This is a genomic window from Serratia sp. 3ACOL1 (assembly GCF_003668775.1).
Lineage (GTDB): Bacteria > Pseudomonadota > Gammaproteobacteria > Enterobacterales > Enterobacteriaceae > Chania > Chania fonticola.
This window is the reverse complement of record NZ_CP033055.1, coordinates 4,909,914-4,927,448: the sequence shown is the minus strand read 5'-3', so window position 1 is coordinate 4,927,448 and position 17,535 is coordinate 4,909,914. Positions and strand designations below refer to the sequence as shown.

Here is a 17,535-nt window from a genome sequence, read left to right as displayed (position 1 = left end):
AATTGCTTTGTTAAAATTGCGTTACTAATTTTTTGAGGGGTGTTCTGATGGGTATGTTAAAAGAGTTCCGCGAATTTGCCATGCGTGGCAACGTCGTCGATCTGGCAGTGGGTGTGATCATTGGTGCGGCATTCGGTAAAATCGTTTCTTCCTTGGTTGCCGACATCATCATGCCACCTTTGGGGCTGCTGATAGGTGGCGTTGATTTCAAACAGTTCCATCTGGTACTGCGTGAAGCCAAAGACAATGTCCCAGCAGTAGTGATGAACTATGGCTCCTTCCTGCAGAATATCTTTGATTTCGTGATCGTCGCCTTTGCGATCTTTATGGCTATCAAGTTAATGAACAAAATGCGCCGTAAAGAAGTTGAAGAGCCAGCCGCACCGCCTGCGCCAACGGCCGAAGAGAAGCTGCTGACAGAAATCCGCGATCTGCTGAGTCAGCAACAGCAGCCCAAGCTGTAATTCAGAGCTATAAGACGGGCGCAGCATGCGGCGCCCCTACTTTTGAGCCATCTTGCGAGATGGCTTTTTTGTGGCTTAAAACCAGAAGGCCAGTGGTAAATTGTCGTTGGGCAATTTACCACTGGCCTCCCAGTTACCGCCTTTTGCGTGTTTATCTTTACGCCGGTAGCTGCCTTTCCCTTTACTGTTCTTCTCTACCCGTTGGCGGAAAAGAGGATCGTGTAGCAACGCCTCAATGGCATTGTCCTGGATCTTGCCTTTGGTATGACGATATTGAGTCATCACGGTCTTCCTGTTGGTTGGTGATAATAAACGCGCCGATAATACTGCTGGCCAGATAAAAATTAAAGTCCATACGCCACTAAACCGCACTTTTGGCTTTCTCTTCGCTAGCTCCCTGCTCCAAAGCCTCCAGAATCGAACAATAATTGCTGGTGTGTTCGCTACCACAGCAGGCATCGCTGAGTCTTTTCAGCGACTCGCGCATTCTGGTTAACTCGGTCAGTTTGCTTTCAACCTCATGTAGGCGCGCATCAACGATGGACTTCGACTCTTCGCAGGTGTGATGCTCTGGATCTACACGGATCGACAGCAACTCGGCGATAGTTTCAAGCGTGAAGCCCAGCTGTTTGGCATAGCGGATAAAACGCAGGCGCTGTAAGTCCTGATCGCTATACAGCCGATAGCCGCCTTCGGTACGAACATGGTGATCCATCATGCCTTGCTTCTCGTAATAACGTACCGTATCTGGCGTTACGTCAGCCAGCTTGGCTAATTGCCCAATCTTGAACATCATGATTTCTCCGTATTGCACTTATCACTGATAGCCTGAGCATAGCGGATATGGGGAGGGATCTTAAGCGTTGCCAGGAGGGGAAAGCACGTTTGGCGAGCTACAGACGTAAAAAAACCGGGCAAGCCCGGTTTTTCTACGCTTCTACAGATTACTCTGCAGTTGCTACTTCTGCTTGAGACTCAGCACGATCAACCAGCTCGATGTATGCCATCGGCGCGTTGTCGCCTGCGCGGAAGCCACACTTCAGAATGCGAGTGTAACCACCGGCACGGCTCGCAAAACGCGGGCCTAGCTCGTTAAACAGTTTTGCCACGATCTCGTTATCACGAGTACGGGCGAATGCCAGACGACGATTAGCAACGCTGTCGGTCTTGGCAAGAGTAATCAGCGGCTCAACAACGCGACGCAGCTCTTTCGCTTTTGGCAGGGTCGTCTTGATGATCTCATGACGAACCAAAGAGCCGGCCATGTTACGGAACATAGCCTGGCGATGGCTGCTGTTACGGTTCAGTTGACGACCACTCTTACGATGGCGCATGACCTTATCCTTCTCAGTAAAACCTTAACCTGTGATCCGGTTACTCGTCAGCAATGCTAGCCGGTGGCCAATTTTCCAGGCGCATGCCCAGAGAAAGTCCACGGGAAGCCAGCACGTCTTTAATCTCAGTAAGAGATTTTTTACCCAGGTTAGGCGTTTTCAACAGCTCAACCTCGGTACGCTGTACCAGATCACCGATGTAGTGGATAGCTTCTGCCTTAAGGCAGTTAGCAGAGCGGACAGTCAATTCCAGATCGTCAACAGGGCGCAGCAGGATCGGATCGAACTCTGGTTTCTCTTCTTTCACTTCCGGCTGACGTACATCACGTAGGTCAACGAAAGCTTCCAGTTGTTCAGCCAGAATGGTTGCCGCACGGCGGATCGCCTCTTCAGGATCGATCGTGCCATTGGTTTCCATCTCGATGACCAGCTTGTCCAGGTCGGTACGCTGTTCTACACGCGCTGCTTCAACATTGTAGGCAATACGCTCTACAGGGCTATAGCAGGCGTCAACCAACAGACGACCAATCGGGCGCTCATCTTCTTCCGAATGAATTCGGGCAGAAGCCGGCACATAACCACGACCGCGCTGAACTTTGATACGCATGCTGATAGCAGCGTTCTCATCGGTCAGGTGGCAGATAACGTGCTGCGGCTTGACGATTTCGACATCACCATCATGGGTAATGTCGGCAGCGGTCACAGGGCCAATGCCAGATTTATTCAGGGTAAGAATAACTTCATCTTTCCCTTGAACTCTCACCGCCAGCCCTTTCAGGTTGAGCAAGATCTCCAGGATATCTTCCTGTACGCCTTCTTTGGTGCTGTACTCATGTAGTACACCATCAATCTCAACCTCGGTCACCGCGCAACCCGGCATAGATGAAAGCAGAATACGGCGCAGTGCGTTGCCAAGAGTATGGCCAAAGCCACGCTCTAACGGCTCAAGGGTCACCTTGGCGTGCGTCGAACTGACTTGCTCGATATCTACCAGGCGCGGTTTTAGAAACTCTGTCACAGAACCCTGCATTGTGTCCTCTCTTTGAAACTCAAGCCTTACTTGGAGTAAAGCTCGACGATCAGGTGTTCGTTAATGTCGGCGGACAGATCGGTACGTTCAGGAATACGTTTGAACACACCTTCCATCTTCGCAGCATCAACTTCCAGCCAAGTCGGCTTTTCACGCTGCTCAGCCAGCTCCAGAGAAGCCTTAACACGAGACTGCTTTTTAGCTTTCTCGCGGATGCTGACTACGTCATTCGGAGATACCTGATAAGAAGCGATGTTAACAACGCGACCATTTACCATAACGGCTTTATGGCTAACCAGCTGACGTGATTCTGCACGAGTGGCGCCGAAGCCCATACGGTAAACTACGTTGTCCAGACGACCTTCCAGAAGGGTCAACAGGTTTTCACCGGTGTTGCCTTTCAGGCGGGTTGCTGCTTTGTAATAGTTACGGAATTGACGCTCCAGAACACCGTACATACGGCGAACTTTTTGCTTTTCACGTAACTGTACACCGTAGTCAGACAGACGCGGTTTACGCGCACCGTGTTGACCAGGTGGCTGTTCAATTTTGCACTTTGAATCTATCGCGCGAACGCCAGACTTCAGGAACAGGTCTGTGCCCTCGCGGCGGCTAAGCTTGAGCTTAGGACCCAAATATCTTGCCATTTTCTTTCTCCAACAATCCGAAAAGCAGGGGCGTTACACGCGACGCTTTTTCGGTGGACGACAACCGTTATGAGGAATCGGAGTCACATCGGTAATATTAGTGATGCGGAAACCAGCCGCGTTCAGAGCGCGGATAGTAGACTCACGACCAGGACCAGGTCCTTTGACCATAACTTCCAGGTTCTTGATACCGTATTCTTTAACTGCGTCAGCACAACGCTCGGCTGCAACCTGAGCTGCAAACGGAGTTGACTTACGAGAACCACGGAAACCGGAACCACCGGCTGTTGCCCAACCCAAAGCATTACCCTGACGATCGGTAATAGTCACAATGGTGTTGTTGAAAGAAGCATGGATATGAGCCACGCCGTCAGAGACTTGTTTTCTTACACGCTTACGTGTACGAACAGGTGCCTTTGCCATTATTCAATCACCCCGATTATTTCTTGATCGGTTTACGCGGACCCTTACGGGTACGTGCGTTGGTCTTAGTACGCTGACCGCGAACTGGCAGACCACGACGATGGCGTAAACCACGGTATGTACCAAGATCCATCAGACGCTTGATGCTCAGGGTAACTTCACGACGCAAATCACCTTCAACAGTGAATTTGGCAACTGCTTCACGCAGTTGTTCAATTTGCTCTTCAGACAGCTCACTGATCTTAACATTTTCAGCAATACCCGTCTCAGCACAGATAGACTGTGAACGAGTTTTGCCGATTCCGAAGATCGACGTTAACGCGATAACGGTATGTTTATGATCAGGAATGTTAATGCCTGCTATACGGGCCACTATGCACTCCTACTAATTTTTACGGCAACACCATTCTGAAAAGCCCGTTTTCAGGATACTCAAATAATGTTGCAGCTACATACAAAAGATTGGCTGGCTAATCTAGCCAGCTCAACCCAACTTTGCAAGAAAAATATGCGAGATAATCAGCCTTGACGCTGTTTATGCTTCGGCTCGGCGCTGCAAATCACACGAACGACACCGTTACGCTTAACGATTTTGCAGTTACGACATAATTTCTTGACGGAAGCACGAACTTTCATTTTTACTCTCCGTAACTTCTCAAACGCACCAGATTAGCGGTTATAGCCTTTCAGGTTTGCTTTCTTCAATGCAGACTCGTACTGACTTGACATCATCAGAGTTTGCACTTGAGCCATAAAGTCCATGATGACGACAACCACGATCAGTAGCGAGGTACCACCAAAGTAGAATGGTACTTTCATTGCATCACGCATGAACTCCGGGATCAGGCAGATGAAAGTAATGTACATCGCGCCCACCAGGGTTAAACGCGTCATCACTTTATCGATATATTTCGCCGTTTGCTCTCCCGGACGAATTCCTGGTACGAAGGCACCGGACTTCTTCAGGTTATCTGCTGTTTCACGCGGGTTGAAAACCAACGCCGTGTAGAAGAAACAGAAGAAGATGATTGCAGACGCATAGAGTAACACATAAAGCGGTTGTCCAGGCTGCAAATACAGCGAAATCGTTGTCAGCCAGTTCCAACCGGTACCGCCCCCAAACCATGATGCAATCGTGGCAGGGAACAGAATAATGCTGGAAGCGAAGATTGCCGGGATTACCCCTGCCATGTTCACTTTCAACGGTAAGTGTGTGCTCTGTGCTGCGTAAACACGACGACCCTGTTGACGTTTCGCATAGTTAACGACGATACGACGTTGACCACGTTCAATGAAAACAACGAAGAAGGTTACTGCAAACACTAATACTGCAACCAACAGCAACAAGAGGAAGTGCAGGTCGCCTTGCCGAGCTTGCTCAATAGTATGGCCAACTGCCGGCGGAAGACCCGCCACAATACCCGCGAAGATAATGATTGAGATACCGTTACCGATACCACGCTCAGTAATCTGCTCGCCCAGCCACATCAGGAACATTGTCCCGGTAACCAGACTCACAACCGCAGTAAAGTAGAACGCAAAGCCTGGGTTTAACACCAGGCCCTGCATACCAGGCATATTCGGCAAACCGGTAGCAATACCGATCGACTGGAATATGGCCAACACCAGCGTACCGTAGCGGGTGTACTGGCTAATCTTGCGACGGCCAGCCTCCCCTTCTTTCTTGATTTCCGCCAACGCTGGGTGAACCACCGTCAGTAACTGGATAATGATCGAGGCCGAAATGTACGGCATGATCCCCAGAGCAAAAATAGAAGCACGGCTGAGAGCACCACCAGAGAACATGTTAAACATTTCAATGATGGTGCCTCTCTGCTGTTCGAGCAGTTTGGCAAGCACAGTGGCATCGATACCAGGAATCGGAATGAAAGAGCCAATGCGGAAAACAATCAGCGCGCCGATAACAAACAAAAGTCTGCGCTTCAGCTCACCGAGTCCGCCTTTAGCACTTTGAAAATCTAATCCTGGTTGCTTAGCCATCAGCTTACTTATTCCTCAATTTTACCGCCAGCAGCCTCGATAGCAACACGAGCGCCTTTGGTGACACGCAGACCACGCAGGGTAACCGGACGAGTGATTTCGCCAGAAAGCATAACTTTCGCGAACTCGATCTGGGTACCAACAACGTTAGCGGCTTTCAGCGTGTTCAGGTCGATTACGTCGCCTTCAACAAGAGCCAGTTCAGACAGACGAACTTCTGCCGTGATCATAGCTTTGCGAGAGGTGAAGCCGAATTTCGGCAAACGACGATATAAAGGCATCTGACCACCTTCAAACCCACGACGTACGCCACCGCCAGAACGTGAGTTCTGACCTTTGTGACCACGACCGGCGGTTTTACCCAGGCCAGAACCAATACCACGACCTACACGCTTAGGCGCATGCTTGGCACCTTCAGCCGGAGACAGAGTATTTAAACGCATCTGTTACTCCTCAACCTTAACCATGTAGGAAACCAGGTTGATCATACCGCGTACAGCAGGAGTATCCTCGCGCTCTACGGTGTGACCAATACGACGCAGACCCAGACCGAGCAGTGTAGCTTTATGCTTCGGCAGACGGCCAATGGAGCTGCGAACTTGTGTAACTTTGATAGTCTTAGCCATGGTCAATTACCCCAGAATGTCTGCAACGGATTTACCACGCTTGGCAGCGACCATTTCAGGAGACTTCATATTAGCCAAAGCGTCGATAGTTGCACGAACCACGTTGATCGGGTTGGTGGAACCATAAGCTTTAGCCAGTACGTTGTGCACCCCAGCAACTTCGAGAACGGCGCGCATTGCACCACCCGCGATGATACCGGTACCTTCATGAGCTGGCTGCATGAACACACGGGAACCCGTATGAGCACCTTTAACAGGGTGCTGCAGGGTGCCGCCGTTCAGCGCGACATTCATCATGTTGCGACGGGCTTTTTCCATCGCTTTCTGGATCGCTGCTGGAACTTCGCGTGCTTTGCCGTAGCCAAAACCAACGCGACCGTTACCATCACCAACTACTGTCAGTGCGGTAAAGCTGAAAATACGGCCACCTTTTACGGTTTTAGATACGCGGTTTACCGCGATCAGCTTTTCCTGCAGTTCGCCAGCTTGTTTTTCGATGTGAGCCATCTTAAACCTCTTCCTTAGAACTGAAGGCCAGCTTCACGGGCAGCATCTGCCAGTGCCTGGACTCGACCATGATATTGGAAACCGGAACGGTCAAAGGATACTTTCGCAATCCCTTTTTCCAACGCGCGCTCAGCCAGAGCTTTACCTACGGCTGCTGCTGCGTCTTTGTTACCGGAGTACTTCAATTGCTCAGTGATAGCTTTTTCTAAAGTAGAAGCGGCTACCAGAACTTCAGAACCATTAGGAGCAATGACCTGTGCGTAAATGTGACGCGGGGTACGATGTACCACCAGGCGGGTTGCACCCAGTTCTTTGAGCTTACGGCGTGCGCGGGTCGCACGACGGATACGAGCAGATTTCTTATCCATAGTGTTACCTTACTTCTTCTTAGCCTCTTTGGTACGCACGACTTCGTCGGCGTAACGGACACCCTTGCCTTTATAAGGCTCAGGACGGCGGTAGGCACGCAGATCTGCAGCAACCTGGCCAATAACCTGCTTATCAGCGCCTTTCAGCACGATTTCAGTTTGGCTTGGGCATTCAGCAGTAATACCTGCTGGCAGCTGGTGATCGATTGGGTGAGAGAAGCCCAGGGCTAAATTCACCACGTTGCCTTTAACAGCAGCACGATAACCAACACCTACCAGTTGAAGCTTCTTGGTGAAACCTTCGGTAACACCGACAACCATTGCGTTCAGCAGAGCGCGCGTGGTACCCGCTTGGGCCCATGCGTTAGCAAAACCTTCGCGCGGGGCGAAAGTCAGTGCGTTAGCTTCTTGCTTCACTTCAACGGCGTCATGGACTGTACGAGTCAGCTCGCCGTTCTTACCCTTAACCGAAATAACCTGACCGTTGAGTTTTACCTCTACGCCGGCAGGAATGACGACGGGTGCTTTTGCAACACGAGACATTCTTTCCTCCCGAATTAAGCTACGTAGCAGATAATCTCGCCACCAAGACCAGCTTGGCGAGCTGCACGATCGGTCATAACACCTTTAGAGGTAGAAATAACAGCGATACCCAGACCGGCCATAACTTTTGGCAGTGCATCTTTTTTCTTATAGATGCGCAGACCTGGACGACTGATACGCTGAATGCTTTCTACCACTGCCTTACCCTGGAAGTACTTCAGTACCAGTTCCAGAACAGGCTTGGTGTCGCCTTCAATTTTGAAATCTTCAATAAAACCTTCTTCCTTCAGCACGTTGGCAATTGCCACTTTCAGCTTGGAGGAAGGCATGGTGACCGCAACTTTGTTCGCGGCTTGACCGTTACGGATACGGGTCAGCATATCCGCGATCGGATCTTGCATGCTCATCTGTCTTTACTCCCGTGATTCAATTGGTAATTACCAGCTAGCCTTTTTCAAGCCTGGTACTTCACCGCGCATAGCGGCTTCACGTAGCTTGATACGGCTCAACCCGAATTTGCCCACATAACCATGTGGACGGCCAGTTTGACGGCAGCGTTTACGCTGACGAGACGGGCTGGAATCACGCGGCAGAGACTGGAGCTTGAGAACAGCATCCCAACGATCTTCGTCAGAAGAGTTCACACCAGAAATGATAGCTTTCAATTCCTCGCGTTTAGCGCGGTACTTGTCAGCCAGTTTCACGCGAACGACTTCGCGTGCTTTCATTGATTGCTTAGCCATCAGTAACCCTGCCTTACTTGCGGAACGGGAAGTTAAAAGCAGCCAACAGCGCGCGGCCTTCATCATCAGATTTCGCAGAAGTGGTAATGGTAATATCCAAACCACGAACGCGATCGACTTTGTCGTAGTCGATTTCTGGGAAGATGATTTGCTCACGCACACCCATGCTGTAGTTACCACGGCCATCGAATGACTTAGCGGACAAGCCACGGAAGTCACGGATACGTGGAACAGCAATGGAAATCAGACGCTCAAAGAACTCCCACATGCGTTCGCCACGCAGAGTTACTTTACAGCCGATCGGATAGCCCTGGCGGATTTTGAAGCCTGCAACAGATTTGCGTGCTTTGGTGATGAACGGCTTTTGACCGGAGATTGCTGCCAAGTCAGCTGCTGCATTATCCAGCAGTTTCTTGTCAGCGATCGCTTCACCAACACCCATATTCAGGGTGATCTTCTCGACCCGAGGGACTTGCATGACAGAGTTGTAATCAAACTGAGACATCAGTTGTTTGACTACCTCGTCTTTGTAGTAATCATGCAGTTTCGCCATCGTCATACTCCAAATTACTTGATAGTTTCGCTATTTGATTTGAAGAAACGGACTTTTTTGCCGTCTTCGAATCTAAAGCCTACACGGTCAGCCTTACCGGTAGCCGAGTTGAACAGCGCAATGTTGGAAACCTGAATAGCAGCTTCTTTTTCAACAATGCCACCTGGTTGGTTCAGGGCCGGGACCGGCTTCTGATGTTTCTTAACCAGGTTGATACCTTCAACAATGACCTTACCAGCAGACAGGACATTTTTTACTTTACCGCGTTTACCTTTGTCTTTCCCGGTAAGCACGATAACTTCGTCATCACGACGGATTTTCGCTGCCATGGTTCGCTCCTTAGAGTACTTCTGGTGCCAGAGAGATAATTTTCATGAACTTCTCATTACGCAGTTCACGAGTTACCGGCCCAAAAATACGCGTACCGATAGGTTGCTCGCTGTTATTGTTTAAAATAACGCATGCATTACCATCGAAGCGAATGACAGAACCGTCCGGGCGACGTACACCCTTCTTGGTGCGCACCACTACCGCCTTCAGCACATCGCCTTTCTTCACCTTACCGCGAGGAATTGCTTCCTTGATGGTAATTTTGATGACGTCGCCGATGCCTGCGTAGCGACGGTGCGAGCCACCTAGAACCTTGATACACATTACGCGACGTGCACCGGAGTTGTCGGCCACGTTCAGCATAGTCTGTTCTTGGATCATGTTAGTGCTCCGCTAATGTCAACTACAACTTTAGGACCCATTACTAGGTCGTTGAAAAGCCCCATAACCGAGGGCGCAGCATTATAACACCGCTTCCAAAGTATGGGTAGAAAAAATAAACGGCTCACTTTCTGAGCCGTTTATTAAGTTAGAGTCAGCTACTCTATTACAGAATCGCTTTATCTACAATGCGAACCAACGTCCATGACTTAGTCTTGGACAGTGGACGGCATTCGCGGATTTCTACCACGTCACCGATACCACATTCGTTGTTCTCATCATGTACATGCAGCTTAGTCGTACGCTTGATGAATTTCCCGTAGATCGGGTGCTTCACCGTACGTTCGATAGCAACAACCATGGATTTCTCCATTTTGTCACTAACAACACGACCTTGCAGAGTACGGATAATATCAGTCATTTTACGCACCCGCCTTTTCAGTCAGTAAAGTCTTAACGCGTGCGACATTACGGCGCACTTGTTTCAACAGGTGAGTTTGTTGCAGTTGGCCACTCGCCGCCTGCATGCGTAAGTTGAATTGCTCACGCAGCAGGTTGAGCAGCTCAGTGTTCAGCTCTTCAACACTTTTTTCACGCAGCTCTTGTGCTTTCATTACATCACCGTCTTAGTTACAAAGGTGGTTTTGATCGGCAGTTTAGCTGCTGCCAGCTTGAACGCTTCACGGGCGACTTCTTCTGGAACGCCGTCCATTTCGTACAGGACTTTGCCAGGTTGGATCAGGGCAACCCAATATTCCACGTTACCCTTACCTTTACCCATACGCACTTCAAGAGGCTTCTCGGTGATTGGTTTGTCCGGGAATACACGGATCCAAATCTTACCTTGACGCTTCACTGCACGAGTCATTGCACGACGAGCTGCTTCGATTTGACGAGCAGTCAGACGGCCACGGCCAACAGCTTTCAGACCGAAAGTGCCGAAGCTAACATCCGTACCTTGCGCCAGACCACGGTTGCGGCCCTTGTGCACCTTACGGAATTTTGTACGCTTTGGTTGTAACATCAGCGACTCTCCTTACTTGCGGCCTTTACGCTGCTGCTTTTTAGGTTGAGCAGCCGGTTCCGGTTGTTCAACTGCAGCCATACCACCCAGGATCTCACCTTTGAAGATCCATACCTTAACGCCGATTACACCATAAGTGGTGTGCGCTTCAGATGTGTTGTAATCGATATCCGCACGCAGTGTATGCAACGGAACACGACCTTCACGGTACCATTCGGTACGCGCGATTTCAGCACCGCCAAGACGGCCGCTTACTTCAACTTTGATACCTTTAGCGCCAAGACGCATTGCGTTCTGTACAGCACGCTTCATAGCACGACGGAACATAACGCGACGTTCCAGCTGTGAAGTGATGCTGTCAGCAACCAATTTTGCGTCCAGTTCCGGTTTACGGACTTCGGCGATGTTAATTTGCGCAGGAACGCCAGCGATATCCGCTACGACCTTACGCAGTTTTTCGACATCTTCACCTTTCTTGCCGATAACGATGCCAGGACGAGCGGTGTGAATAGTCACACGGATGCTCTTCGCTGGACGCTCGATAACGATGCGAGAAACGGAAGCTTTCGCCAGTTCTTTAGTCAAGAATTGGCGAACTTTAAAGTCGCTGTCCAGGTTGTCAGCGAATTCTTTGGTATTCGCATACCAAGTAGAGTTCCAAGGTTTGACAATACCCAGGCGAATACCATTAGGATGTACTTTCTGACCCATTGCTAGTCTCCAGAGTCTCAGCGATCGGACACAACCACAGTAATGTGGCTGGTGCGCTTCAGGATGCGATCTGCACGACCTTTTGCACGAGGCATAATGCGCTTCATGCTTGGGCCTTCGTCTACGAAGATTTTCGTGACTTTCAGATCATCGATGTCAGCGCCATCGTTGTGTTCTGCGTTAGCAATGGCAGACTCCAGCACTTTCTTGACCAGACCAGCAGCTTTCTTGTTGGTGTAGGCCAGAGTTTCCAGAGCTTGCGACACTTTCTTACCGCGGATCAGGTCTGCAACAAGGCGAACCTTCTGAGCAGAAGAACGAGCGTGGCGATGTTTAGCGATAGTTTCCATCTCTTCCTCCTACCTTAGCGCTTTTTAGCTTTTTTATCAGCCGCATGGCCGCGATAAGTACGAGTCGGCGCGAATTCACCCAGTTTGTGACCGACCATTTCATCGGAAACAAATACTGGTACGTGCTGACGACCATTATGGACAGCGATGGTCAAACCGATCATGTTAGGAAAGATCGTTGAACGACGGGACCAAGTGCGCAAAGGCTTCTTGTCACCGCTTTCCACCGCTTTCTCTACCTTCTTCAGCAAGTGCAGGTCAATAAAAGGACCTTTCTTGAGAGAACGTGGCATGGCTTATCCTCTAATTATTTTTTACTACGGCGACGTACGATGAACTTGTCAGTACGCTTGTTGCTACGGGTCTTCTTACCTTTGGTCTGAACGCCCCACGGAGTTACCGGGTGCTTACCAAAGTTACGACCTTCACCACCACCGTGCGGGTGATCGACTGGGTTCATCGCCGTACCGCGAACGGTAGGACGAATACCACGCCAACGTGCAGCACCTGCTTTACCCAGAACGCGAAGCATATGTTCAGCGTTACCGACTTCACCCAGGGTGGCGCGGCAATCAACTGGAACTTTACGCATTTCGCCAGAGCGCAGACGCAGAGTTACGTAGGAACCATCACGTGCGACGATCTGAACGTAGGCACCAGCAGAACGAGCCAGCTGGCCGCCTTTACCTGGTTTCATTTCTACGTTATGAACCGTTGAACCTACTGGGATGTTGCGCATAGGCAGGGTGTTACCCGCTTTGATTGCAGCATCAACACCAGATTGGATCTGGTCACCAGCTTTCAGGCCTTTCGGCGCCAGGATGTAACGGCGTTCGCCGTCTTTGTACAGAACCAGCGCGATATTCGCGGAACGGTTCGGATCGTACTCCAGACGCTCAACCACAGCAGGGATACCATCTTTGTTGCGTTTGAAGTCAACCAGACGATAATGTTGCTTGTGGCCACCACCGATATGACGGGTGGTGATACGGCCATTGTTGTTACGACCACCGCTTTTGCTCAATTTCTCAAGCAGCGGGGCATAAGGTTTACCCTTGTGCAGCTCAGGGTTAACCACTTTAACAACGTGGCGACGACCCGGAGATGTAGGTTTACATTTAACAATTGCCATTGTTCTTACTCCTCCGACTTACTCTGCGCCGCCGATGAAGTCCAAGTTCTGGCCTTCCTTCAGGGTGACGTAAGCTTTTTTCCAGTCGCTACGACGACCAACACGCTGACCTTGACGCTTCACTTTCCCTTTTACTACCAGGGTGTTAACGTCTTCGACTTCGACTTCAAACAGTTTCTGCACTGCAGCTTTAATTTCTGCTTTGGTCGCGTCTTTGGCAACTTTGAGTACGATGGTGTTGCTTTTTTCCATCGCAGCGGATGCTTTTTCAGATACGTGCGGTGCACGCAGCACTTTCAGCAAACGTTCTTCACGGATCATGCCAGCATCTCCTCAACTTGCTTCACAGCATCAGCAGTCATAACCACTTTGTCGAAGGCGATCAGGCTAACTGGGTCGATACCTGCTACATCGCGCACGTCAACCTTGTACAGGTTACGAGCTGCCAGGAACAGATTCTCATCCAGTTCACCGGTCACGATCAGCACATCTTCCAGGGCCATATCTTTCAGTTTCTGTGCCAGCAGCTTAGTTTTAGGCGCTTCTACAGAGAACTTCTCGACAACGATCAGACGATCTTGACGTACCAGTTCGGACAGGATGCTTTTCAGCGCGCCGCGGTACATCTTTTTGTTTACTTTCTGACTGTGGTCTTGTGGCTTCGCAGCGAAGGTTACACCACCAGAACGCCAGATCGGGCTCTTTACAGTGCCTGAACGCGCACGGCCTGTACCTTTCTGGCGCCACGGTTTTTTACCGGAACCAGTCACTTCAGCACGGGTCTTCTGAGCACGGGTACCTTGACGGGCACCTGCTGCATAAGCAACAACAACCTGGTGTACCAGCGCTTCGTTGAAATCACGACCGAAGGTAGTTTCGGAAACAGTCAGCGCGCTTTGCGCGTCTTTCAATACTAATTCCATTGCTATCCCCTTACGCCTTCACAGCTGGTTTAACGATCAGGTTGCCACCGGTTGCGCCCGGTACAGCACCCTTAACCAGCAGCAGGTTGCGCTCAGCGTCAACACGTACTACGTCCAGGCTTTGAACGGTTACACGCTCGTCACCCAGGTGGCCAGCCATTTTCTTGCCTTTGAACACTTTGCCCGGAGTCTGGTTCTGACCGATAGAACCCGGAACGCGGTGAGACAAGGAGTTACCGTGGGTTGCATCCTGAGTACGGAAGTTCCAGCGCTTTACAGTGCCAGCAAAACCTTTACCTTTGGAAGTACCGGTAACATCGACTTTTTTAACGTCAGCGAAGATTTCTACGCTGATTTCTTGACCTGCAGCGAACTCTTGACCTTCTTCAAGGCGGAATTCCCACAGACCACGGCCAGCTTCGACGCCAGCTTTAGCGAAATGACCCGCTTCCGGTTTGGTCACACGGTTAGCTTTTTTGCTACCGGTAGTGACCTGAATGGCACGGTATCCGTCGTTGTCCAGGTCTTTAACCTGAGTCACGCGGTTCGCTTCAATTTCAATCACGGTTACTGGGATAGAAACGCCATCTTCAGTGAAGATACGAGTCATGCCCACTTTTTTACCGACTAAACCAATCATTGTTTCAACCTCTCAATCGTCAATGACCTGATTAACCCAGGCTGATCTGCACGTCTACACCGGCAGCCAGATCCAGACGCATCAGAGCATCAACGGTTTTCTCAGTTGGCTCAACGATGTCAACCAGACGCTTGTGAGTGCGGATCTCGTACTGATCACGCGCGTCTTTGTTGACGTGCGGGGAGATCAGAACGGTAAAGCGCTCTTTGCGAGTTGGCAGCGGGATCGGACCACGGACTTGCGCACCAGTGCGCTTGGCAGTCTCGACGATTTCCGCAGTTGATTGATCGATCAGACGATGATCAAACGCTTTCAGGCGGATACGGATTCTTTGGTTCTGCATGAGACCAGAGCTCCAATTATTTATAAACGTAAATAATTACTCCTCACACCCATTTCGATTGATGGGGGAGTGTAATCGTCAACATATAACCCCATATCGGGAGTATTGTTCGAAGGGCAAAACGTTCTTGCCAATCGACTGATTCGCTAAAATCAGGCTTACCAAGATTAGGTAAGCCCGCGCATTATACGCAAACCAGGCCAGGTTGCAAGCTACGGATGGAAATATGCTCAGAATAGACGGCAATTTATTGGTTTGGCGAGGATCGGGAGAGTTTGGGGGAAGTGCGCGGCGTAGTGTGTTACTCCCCTGCCCTACCAGTTCTGAAGATACTGGCCAAGGAGGGAGGGGAGCCGTAAATGTCAGTCTTTGCGTTCCAGCACTTGCGCCTGGCAATAGTTTTGGATGCCAAGCCGCTCAATCAGGCTCAGCTCAGTCTCCAACCAGTCGATATGCCCTTCCTCATCGGCCAAAATCTCTTTCATCAGATCGCGGCTGACGTAATCATGGATAGAGTCTGCATAGGCGATACCTTCCCGTAGGTTCTTGGCACCATCCAGCTCCAGGGCCAAATCGGACCTCAGCATCTCTTCGACATCTTCGCCGATATTCAGCTTGCCGAGATCTTGCAGGTTCGGTAACCCTTCAAGGAACAGGATACGCTCGATGTAGCGATCGGCATGTTTCATCTCATCGATCGACTCGTGATATTCCTTCTCATTGAGACGCATCAGGCCCCAATTTTTGAACATACGCGCGTGCAGGAAGTATTGATTGATGGCAACCAGCTCGTTACCGAGCAGCTTGTTGAGGTGAGCAATGATCTTTTTATCGCCTTTCATAGGTAAATCCTCCTGGGCAGTTCTAAAAGTGTAGAAGCTGCGGGCCAAGAGTCAAAAAATAACCCTACTATTTATTAGGCGACTTCATGCATATGAATCAGGGTTGCGCGTTCCTCCACCATAATTTGCCTTGCCTGACGAATGCATTTACCGCAGTCAGTTCCAATCGGCACCAGCTCACGCAGTTGCTTCATGGTATGGGGATTGTGCTGACGCACCGCCTTACGGATAGCTTTGTCAGACACAGCATTACACAGACATACGTACATAGAGAGACTCACTTCTTAACCGATGCAGTAAGTCTAAATAAGAATCGTTTTTATTTCAATTAAGATTGGTAAAAAATTGTATAAAAAAAGGGCACCGAAGTGCCCTCTTTTAGTGCTTATAAATTATTCGCGATTAAGCGATAACTTTAGCAACAACGCCCGCACCTACAGTACGGCCGCCTTCACGGATTGCGAAACGCAAGCCTTGGTCCATAGCGATTGGGTGGATCAGGGTAACAACCATGTTCACGTTATCGCCTGGCATTACCATCTCTACGCCTTCTGGCAGTTCGATGGTACCGGTCACGTCAGTTGTACGGAAGTAGAACTGTGGACGGTAGCCTTTGAAGAATGGAGTATGACGACCACCTTCTTCTTTGCTCAGGATATACACTTCTGAATCGAACTGAGTGTGCGGCTTGATGGAACCTGGTTTAGCCAGTACCTGACCACGTTCGATGTCTTCACGCTTGATACCACGCAGCAGAACACCAACGTTCTCACCAGCACGGCCTTCGTCCAGCAGTTTGCGGAACATTTCAACACCAGTACAGGTAGACTTAACGGTGTCTTTGATACCAACGATTTCAACTTCTTCGCCAACTTTAACGATACCGCGCTCAACACGACCGGTAACTACGGTACCACGACCGGAGATGGAGAATACGTCTTCGATTGGCAGCAGGAACGGCAGGTCGATAGCACGCTCTGGTTCTGGGATGTAAGAATCCAGGTGACCGGCCAGCTCGATGATTTTAGCTTCCCACTCAGCTTCGCCTTCCAGTGCTTTCAGCGCTGAACCACGAACAACCGGCAGGTCATCACCAGGGAAGTCATAAGCAGACAGAAGTTCACGAACTTCCATTTCTACCAGTTCCAGCAGCTCTTCATCATCAACCATGTCGCATTTGTTCATGAATACGATGATGTAAGGAACGCCAACCTGACGACCCAGCAGGATGTGCTCACGAGTCTGAGGCATAGGGCCGTCAGTCGCAGCTACAACCAGGATAGCGCCGTCCATCTGAGCAGCACCGGTGATCATGTTTTTCACGTAGTCGGCGTGCCCTGGGCAGTCAACGTGCGCGTAGTGACGAGTCGGGGTGTCATATTCAACGTGAGAAGTGTTGATGGTGATACCACGAGCTTTTTCTTCTGGCGCGTTATCGATCTGGTCGAAAGCACGTGCAGAACCACCGTAGGTTTTAGCCAGAACGGTAGTGATTGCAGCGGTCAGGGTAGTTTTACCGTGGTCAACGTGGCCGATAGTACCAACGTTAACGTGCGGTTTGGAACGTTCAAATTTTTCTTTAGACACGGCTATATTCCTTAACTCTTTTGCTCCCCCCTC

Annotated in this window: 34 protein-coding genes; 1 reads left to right on the top strand and 33 read right to left on the bottom strand. The window is 50.2% G+C overall.

What is annotated here, in order from left to right:
- The first annotated feature begins 47 nt into the window (after positions 1-47).
- On the top strand, positions 48-464 hold the full coding sequence (mscL, locus tag D9980_RS22305; protein WP_021808121.1) for a large-conductance mechanosensitive channel protein MscL: 417 nt from the start codon (positions 48-50) through the stop codon (positions 462-464).
- A gap of 75 nt (positions 465-539) precedes the next feature.
- Here the strand turns inward: mscL and D9980_RS22300 are convergent, their stop codons facing one another.
- The 33 genes from D9980_RS22300 to tuf form a co-directional block, all read right to left on the bottom strand.
- Positions 540-746: an alternative ribosome-rescue factor A gene (locus tag D9980_RS22300; RefSeq protein ID WP_021808122.1), complete on the bottom strand. Its 207-nt coding sequence runs from the start codon at positions 744-746 to the stop codon at positions 540-542.
- Positions 747-825: 79 nt separating this feature from the next.
- Positions 826-1,257: a Zn(2+)-responsive transcriptional regulator gene (gene zntR / locus D9980_RS22295; protein ID WP_039996322.1), complete on the bottom strand. Its 432-nt coding sequence runs from the start codon at positions 1,255-1,257 to the stop codon at positions 826-828.
- Between the two features lie 151 nt (positions 1,258-1,408).
- Positions 1,409-1,798, bottom strand: a complete 390-nt coding sequence (gene rplQ, locus D9980_RS22290) for a 50S ribosomal protein L17 (protein ID WP_004929726.1) — start codon at positions 1,796-1,798, stop codon at positions 1,409-1,411.
- A 40-nt stretch (positions 1,799-1,838) separates the two neighbouring features.
- Positions 1,839-2,828, bottom strand: coding sequence for a DNA-directed RNA polymerase subunit alpha (gene rpoA / locus D9980_RS22285; protein WP_002919219.1), 990 nt, complete (start codon positions 2,826-2,828; stop codon positions 1,839-1,841).
- 26 nt (positions 2,829-2,854) lie between these two features.
- On the bottom strand, positions 2,855-3,475 hold the full coding sequence (rpsD, locus tag D9980_RS22280) for a 30S ribosomal protein S4 (protein WP_021182216.1): 621 nt from the start codon (positions 3,473-3,475) through the stop codon (positions 2,855-2,857).
- Between the two features lie 33 nt (positions 3,476-3,508).
- Positions 3,509-3,898: a 30S ribosomal protein S11 gene (rpsK, locus tag D9980_RS22275; RefSeq protein WP_004929731.1), complete on the bottom strand. Its 390-nt coding sequence runs from the start codon at positions 3,896-3,898 to the stop codon at positions 3,509-3,511.
- A 16-nt stretch (positions 3,899-3,914) separates the two neighbouring features.
- Positions 3,915-4,271 (bottom strand): 30S ribosomal protein S13, encoded by a 357-nt coding sequence (gene rpsM, locus D9980_RS22270; RefSeq protein WP_021182217.1) that lies wholly within the window; start codon positions 4,269-4,271, stop codon positions 3,915-3,917.
- A gap of 146 nt (positions 4,272-4,417) precedes the next feature.
- Positions 4,418-4,534 carry a 50S ribosomal protein L36 gene (rpmJ, locus tag D9980_RS22265; protein WP_002227352.1) on the bottom strand — a complete coding sequence of 39 codons (117 nt, stop codon included), beginning with the start codon at positions 4,532-4,534 and terminating at the stop codon, positions 4,418-4,420.
- Between the two features lie 33 nt (positions 4,535-4,567).
- Entirely contained in the window at positions 4,568-5,899 is a 1,332-nt protein-coding gene (gene secY, locus D9980_RS22260) for a preprotein translocase subunit SecY (protein WP_021182218.1), read from the bottom strand.
- 8 nt (positions 5,900-5,907) lie between these two features.
- On the bottom strand, positions 5,908-6,342 hold the full coding sequence (rplO, locus tag D9980_RS22255; protein ID WP_021182219.1) for a 50S ribosomal protein L15: 435 nt from the start codon (positions 6,340-6,342) through the stop codon (positions 5,908-5,910).
- 3 nt (positions 6,343-6,345) lie between these two features.
- Positions 6,346-6,525, bottom strand: coding sequence for a 50S ribosomal protein L30 (rpmD, locus tag D9980_RS22250; protein WP_004956161.1), 180 nt, complete (start codon positions 6,523-6,525; stop codon positions 6,346-6,348).
- A gap of 6 nt (positions 6,526-6,531) precedes the next feature.
- Positions 6,532-7,032, bottom strand: coding sequence for a 30S ribosomal protein S5 (rpsE, locus tag D9980_RS22245; protein ID WP_021182220.1), 501 nt, complete (start codon positions 7,030-7,032; stop codon positions 6,532-6,534).
- A gap of 14 nt (positions 7,033-7,046) precedes the next feature.
- Positions 7,047-7,400, bottom strand: a complete 354-nt coding sequence (gene rplR / locus D9980_RS22240; protein WP_021182221.1) for a 50S ribosomal protein L18 — start codon at positions 7,398-7,400, stop codon at positions 7,047-7,049.
- A gap of 9 nt (positions 7,401-7,409) precedes the next feature.
- Positions 7,410-7,943 carry a 50S ribosomal protein L6 gene (gene rplF, locus D9980_RS22235; RefSeq protein ID WP_021182222.1) on the bottom strand — a complete coding sequence of 178 codons (534 nt, stop codon included), beginning with the start codon at positions 7,941-7,943 and terminating at the stop codon, positions 7,410-7,412.
- Between the two features lie 14 nt (positions 7,944-7,957).
- Positions 7,958-8,350 (bottom strand): 30S ribosomal protein S8, encoded by a 393-nt coding sequence (rpsH, locus tag D9980_RS22230; RefSeq protein WP_021182223.1) that lies wholly within the window; start codon positions 8,348-8,350, stop codon positions 7,958-7,960.
- A gap of 30 nt (positions 8,351-8,380) precedes the next feature.
- On the bottom strand, positions 8,381-8,686 hold the full coding sequence (gene rpsN, locus D9980_RS22225; RefSeq protein ID WP_021182224.1) for a 30S ribosomal protein S14: 306 nt from the start codon (positions 8,684-8,686) through the stop codon (positions 8,381-8,383).
- 13 nt (positions 8,687-8,699) lie between these two features.
- Complete coding sequence (gene rplE, locus D9980_RS22220) at positions 8,700-9,239, bottom strand: 50S ribosomal protein L5 (RefSeq protein WP_021808125.1); 540 nt, start codon at positions 9,237-9,239, stop codon at positions 8,700-8,702.
- A 14-nt stretch (positions 9,240-9,253) separates the two neighbouring features.
- Positions 9,254-9,568, bottom strand: a complete 315-nt coding sequence (rplX, locus tag D9980_RS22215; RefSeq protein WP_021808126.1) for a 50S ribosomal protein L24 — start codon at positions 9,566-9,568, stop codon at positions 9,254-9,256.
- Positions 9,569-9,578: 10 nt separating this feature from the next.
- Complete coding sequence (rplN, locus tag D9980_RS22210; protein ID WP_020837240.1) at positions 9,579-9,950, bottom strand: 50S ribosomal protein L14; 372 nt, start codon at positions 9,948-9,950, stop codon at positions 9,579-9,581.
- Positions 9,951-10,116: 166 nt separating this feature from the next.
- The gene (gene rpsQ, locus D9980_RS22205) at positions 10,117-10,371 is read right to left on the bottom strand and encodes a 30S ribosomal protein S17 (RefSeq protein WP_021182227.1); all 255 of its coding nucleotides are present in this window, start codon (positions 10,369-10,371) and stop codon (positions 10,117-10,119) included.
- Between the two features lies 1 nt (position 10,372).
- A complete protein-coding gene (rpmC, locus tag D9980_RS22200) occupies positions 10,373-10,564 on the bottom strand; it encodes a 50S ribosomal protein L29 (protein ID WP_002218942.1) in 192 nt (63 codons plus the stop codon).
- The gene (gene rplP / locus D9980_RS22195) at positions 10,564-10,974 is read right to left on the bottom strand and encodes a 50S ribosomal protein L16 (protein ID WP_004929764.1); all 411 of its coding nucleotides are present in this window, start codon (positions 10,972-10,974) and stop codon (positions 10,564-10,566) included. The genes rpmC and rplP overlap by 1 nt, the downstream gene beginning before the upstream one ends.
- A gap of 12 nt (positions 10,975-10,986) precedes the next feature.
- Entirely contained in the window at positions 10,987-11,685 is a 699-nt protein-coding gene (gene rpsC, locus D9980_RS22190) for a 30S ribosomal protein S3 (protein ID WP_004956187.1), read from the bottom strand.
- 17 nt (positions 11,686-11,702) lie between these two features.
- Positions 11,703-12,035 carry a 50S ribosomal protein L22 gene (gene rplV, locus D9980_RS22185; RefSeq protein WP_004391423.1) on the bottom strand — a complete coding sequence of 111 codons (333 nt, stop codon included), beginning with the start codon at positions 12,033-12,035 and terminating at the stop codon, positions 11,703-11,705.
- 14 nt (positions 12,036-12,049) lie between these two features.
- Positions 12,050-12,328, bottom strand: coding sequence for a 30S ribosomal protein S19 (rpsS, locus tag D9980_RS22180; protein ID WP_004929772.1), 279 nt, complete (start codon positions 12,326-12,328; stop codon positions 12,050-12,052).
- 14 nt (positions 12,329-12,342) lie between these two features.
- Positions 12,343-13,167, bottom strand: a complete 825-nt coding sequence (gene rplB, locus D9980_RS22175) for a 50S ribosomal protein L2 (protein ID WP_021182228.1) — start codon at positions 13,165-13,167, stop codon at positions 12,343-12,345.
- A gap of 18 nt (positions 13,168-13,185) precedes the next feature.
- A complete protein-coding gene (gene rplW, locus D9980_RS22170) occupies positions 13,186-13,488 on the bottom strand; it encodes a 50S ribosomal protein L23 (RefSeq protein WP_021182229.1) in 303 nt (100 codons plus the stop codon).
- Positions 13,485-14,090 (bottom strand): 50S ribosomal protein L4, encoded by a 606-nt coding sequence (gene rplD / locus D9980_RS22165; protein WP_021182230.1) that lies wholly within the window; start codon positions 14,088-14,090, stop codon positions 13,485-13,487. Before rplD ends, rplW begins: the two co-directional genes overlap by 4 nt.
- A 10-nt stretch (positions 14,091-14,100) precedes the next feature.
- Positions 14,101-14,730, bottom strand: a complete 630-nt coding sequence (rplC, locus tag D9980_RS22160) for a 50S ribosomal protein L3 (RefSeq protein ID WP_004956193.1) — start codon at positions 14,728-14,730, stop codon at positions 14,101-14,103.
- Positions 14,731-14,761: 31 nt separating this feature from the next.
- Positions 14,762-15,073 (bottom strand): 30S ribosomal protein S10, encoded by a 312-nt coding sequence (gene rpsJ, locus D9980_RS22155; protein WP_001181005.1) that lies wholly within the window; start codon positions 15,071-15,073, stop codon positions 14,762-14,764.
- A 362-nt stretch (positions 15,074-15,435) separates the two neighbouring features.
- Positions 15,436-15,915: a bacterioferritin gene (gene bfr / locus D9980_RS22150; protein WP_024485621.1), complete on the bottom strand. Its 480-nt coding sequence runs from the start codon at positions 15,913-15,915 to the stop codon at positions 15,436-15,438.
- Positions 15,916-15,989: 74 nt separating this feature from the next.
- A complete protein-coding gene (bfd, locus tag D9980_RS22145) occupies positions 15,990-16,184 on the bottom strand; it encodes a bacterioferritin-associated ferredoxin (protein WP_024485620.1) in 195 nt (64 codons plus the stop codon).
- 133 nt (positions 16,185-16,317) lie between these two features.
- Positions 16,318-17,502 (bottom strand): elongation factor Tu, encoded by a 1,185-nt coding sequence (gene tuf / locus D9980_RS22140; RefSeq protein WP_046808028.1) that lies wholly within the window; start codon positions 17,500-17,502, stop codon positions 16,318-16,320.
- Positions 17,503-17,535 lie beyond the last annotated feature (33 nt).

Bases quoted from the DNA above. Each gene is read 5' to 3' on its own strand.
- mscL (WP_021808121.1), top strand. From the start codon at position 48: ATGGGTATGTTAAAAGAGTTCCGCGAATTTGCCATGCGTGGCAACGTC.
- D9980_RS22300 (WP_021808122.1), bottom strand. From the start codon at position 746: ATGACTCAATATCGTCATACCAAAGGCAAGATCCAGGACAATGCCATT.
- zntR (WP_039996322.1), bottom strand. From the start codon at position 1,257: ATGTTCAAGATTGGGCAATTAGCCAAGCTGGCTGACGTAACGCCAGAT.
- rplQ (WP_004929726.1), bottom strand. From the start codon at position 1,798: ATGCGCCATCGTAAGAGTGGTCGTCAACTGAACCGTAACAGCAGCCAT.
- rpoA (WP_002919219.1), bottom strand. From the start codon at position 2,828: ATGCAGGGTTCTGTGACAGAGTTTCTAAAACCGCGCCTGGTAGATATC.
- rpsD (WP_021182216.1), bottom strand. From the start codon at position 3,475: ATGGCAAGATATTTGGGTCCTAAGCTCAAGCTTAGCCGCCGCGAGGGC.
- rpsK (WP_004929731.1), bottom strand. From the start codon at position 3,898: ATGGCAAAGGCACCTGTTCGTACACGTAAGCGTGTAAGAAAACAAGTC.
- rpmJ (WP_002227352.1), bottom strand. From the start codon at position 4,534: ATGAAAGTTCGTGCTTCCGTCAAGAAATTATGTCGTAACTGCAAAATC.
- secY (WP_021182218.1), bottom strand. From the start codon at position 5,899: ATGGCTAAGCAACCAGGATTAGATTTTCAAAGTGCTAAAGGCGGACTC.
- rplO (WP_021182219.1), bottom strand. From the start codon at position 6,342: ATGCGTTTAAATACTCTGTCTCCGGCTGAAGGTGCCAAGCATGCGCCT.
- rpmD (WP_004956161.1), bottom strand. From the start codon at position 6,525: ATGGCTAAGACTATCAAAGTTACACAAGTTCGCAGCTCCATTGGCCGT.
- rpsE (WP_021182220.1), bottom strand. From the start codon at position 7,032: ATGGCTCACATCGAAAAACAAGCTGGCGAACTGCAGGAAAAGCTGATC.
- rplR (WP_021182221.1), bottom strand. From the start codon at position 7,400: ATGGATAAGAAATCTGCTCGTATCCGTCGTGCGACCCGCGCACGCCGT.
- rplF (WP_021182222.1), bottom strand. From the start codon at position 7,943: ATGTCTCGTGTTGCAAAAGCACCCGTCGTCATTCCTGCCGGCGTAGAG.
- rpsH (WP_021182223.1), bottom strand. From the start codon at position 8,350: ATGAGCATGCAAGATCCGATCGCGGATATGCTGACCCGTATCCGTAAC.
- rpsN (WP_021182224.1), bottom strand. From the start codon at position 8,686: ATGGCTAAGCAATCAATGAAAGCACGCGAAGTCGTTCGCGTGAAACTG.
- rplE (WP_021808125.1), bottom strand. From the start codon at position 9,239: ATGGCGAAACTGCATGATTACTACAAAGACGAGGTAGTCAAACAACTG.
- rplX (WP_021808126.1), bottom strand. From the start codon at position 9,568: ATGGCAGCGAAAATCCGTCGTGATGACGAAGTTATCGTGCTTACCGGG.
- rplN (WP_020837240.1), bottom strand. From the start codon at position 9,950: ATGATCCAAGAACAGACTATGCTGAACGTGGCCGACAACTCCGGTGCA.
- rpsQ (WP_021182227.1), bottom strand. From the start codon at position 10,371: ATGACTGATATTATCCGTACTCTGCAAGGTCGTGTTGTTAGTGACAAA.
- rpmC (WP_002218942.1), bottom strand. From the start codon at position 10,564: ATGAAAGCACAAGAGCTGCGTGAAAAAAGTGTTGAAGAGCTGAACACT.
- rplP (WP_004929764.1), bottom strand. From the start codon at position 10,974: ATGTTACAACCAAAGCGTACAAAATTCCGTAAGGTGCACAAGGGCCGC.
- rpsC (WP_004956187.1), bottom strand. From the start codon at position 11,685: ATGGGTCAGAAAGTACATCCTAATGGTATTCGCCTGGGTATTGTCAAA.
- rplV (WP_004391423.1), bottom strand. From the start codon at position 12,035: ATGGAAACTATCGCTAAACATCGCCACGCTCGTTCTTCTGCTCAGAAG.
- rpsS (WP_004929772.1), bottom strand. From the start codon at position 12,328: ATGCCACGTTCTCTCAAGAAAGGTCCTTTTATTGACCTGCACTTGCTG.
- rplB (WP_021182228.1), bottom strand. From the start codon at position 13,167: ATGGCAATTGTTAAATGTAAACCTACATCTCCGGGTCGTCGCCACGTT.
- rplW (WP_021182229.1), bottom strand. From the start codon at position 13,488: ATGATCCGTGAAGAACGTTTGCTGAAAGTGCTGCGTGCACCGCACGTA.
- rplD (WP_021182230.1), bottom strand. From the start codon at position 14,090: ATGGAATTAGTATTGAAAGACGCGCAAAGCGCGCTGACTGTTTCCGAA.
- rplC (WP_004956193.1), bottom strand. From the start codon at position 14,730: ATGATTGGTTTAGTCGGTAAAAAAGTGGGCATGACTCGTATCTTCACT.
- rpsJ (WP_001181005.1), bottom strand. From the start codon at position 15,073: ATGCAGAACCAAAGAATCCGTATCCGCCTGAAAGCGTTTGATCATCGT.
- bfr (WP_024485621.1), bottom strand. From the start codon at position 15,915: ATGAAAGGCGATAAAAAGATCATTGCTCACCTCAACAAGCTGCTCGGT.
- bfd (WP_024485620.1), bottom strand. From the start codon at position 16,184: ATGTACGTATGTCTGTGTAATGCTGTGTCTGACAAAGCTATCCGTAAG.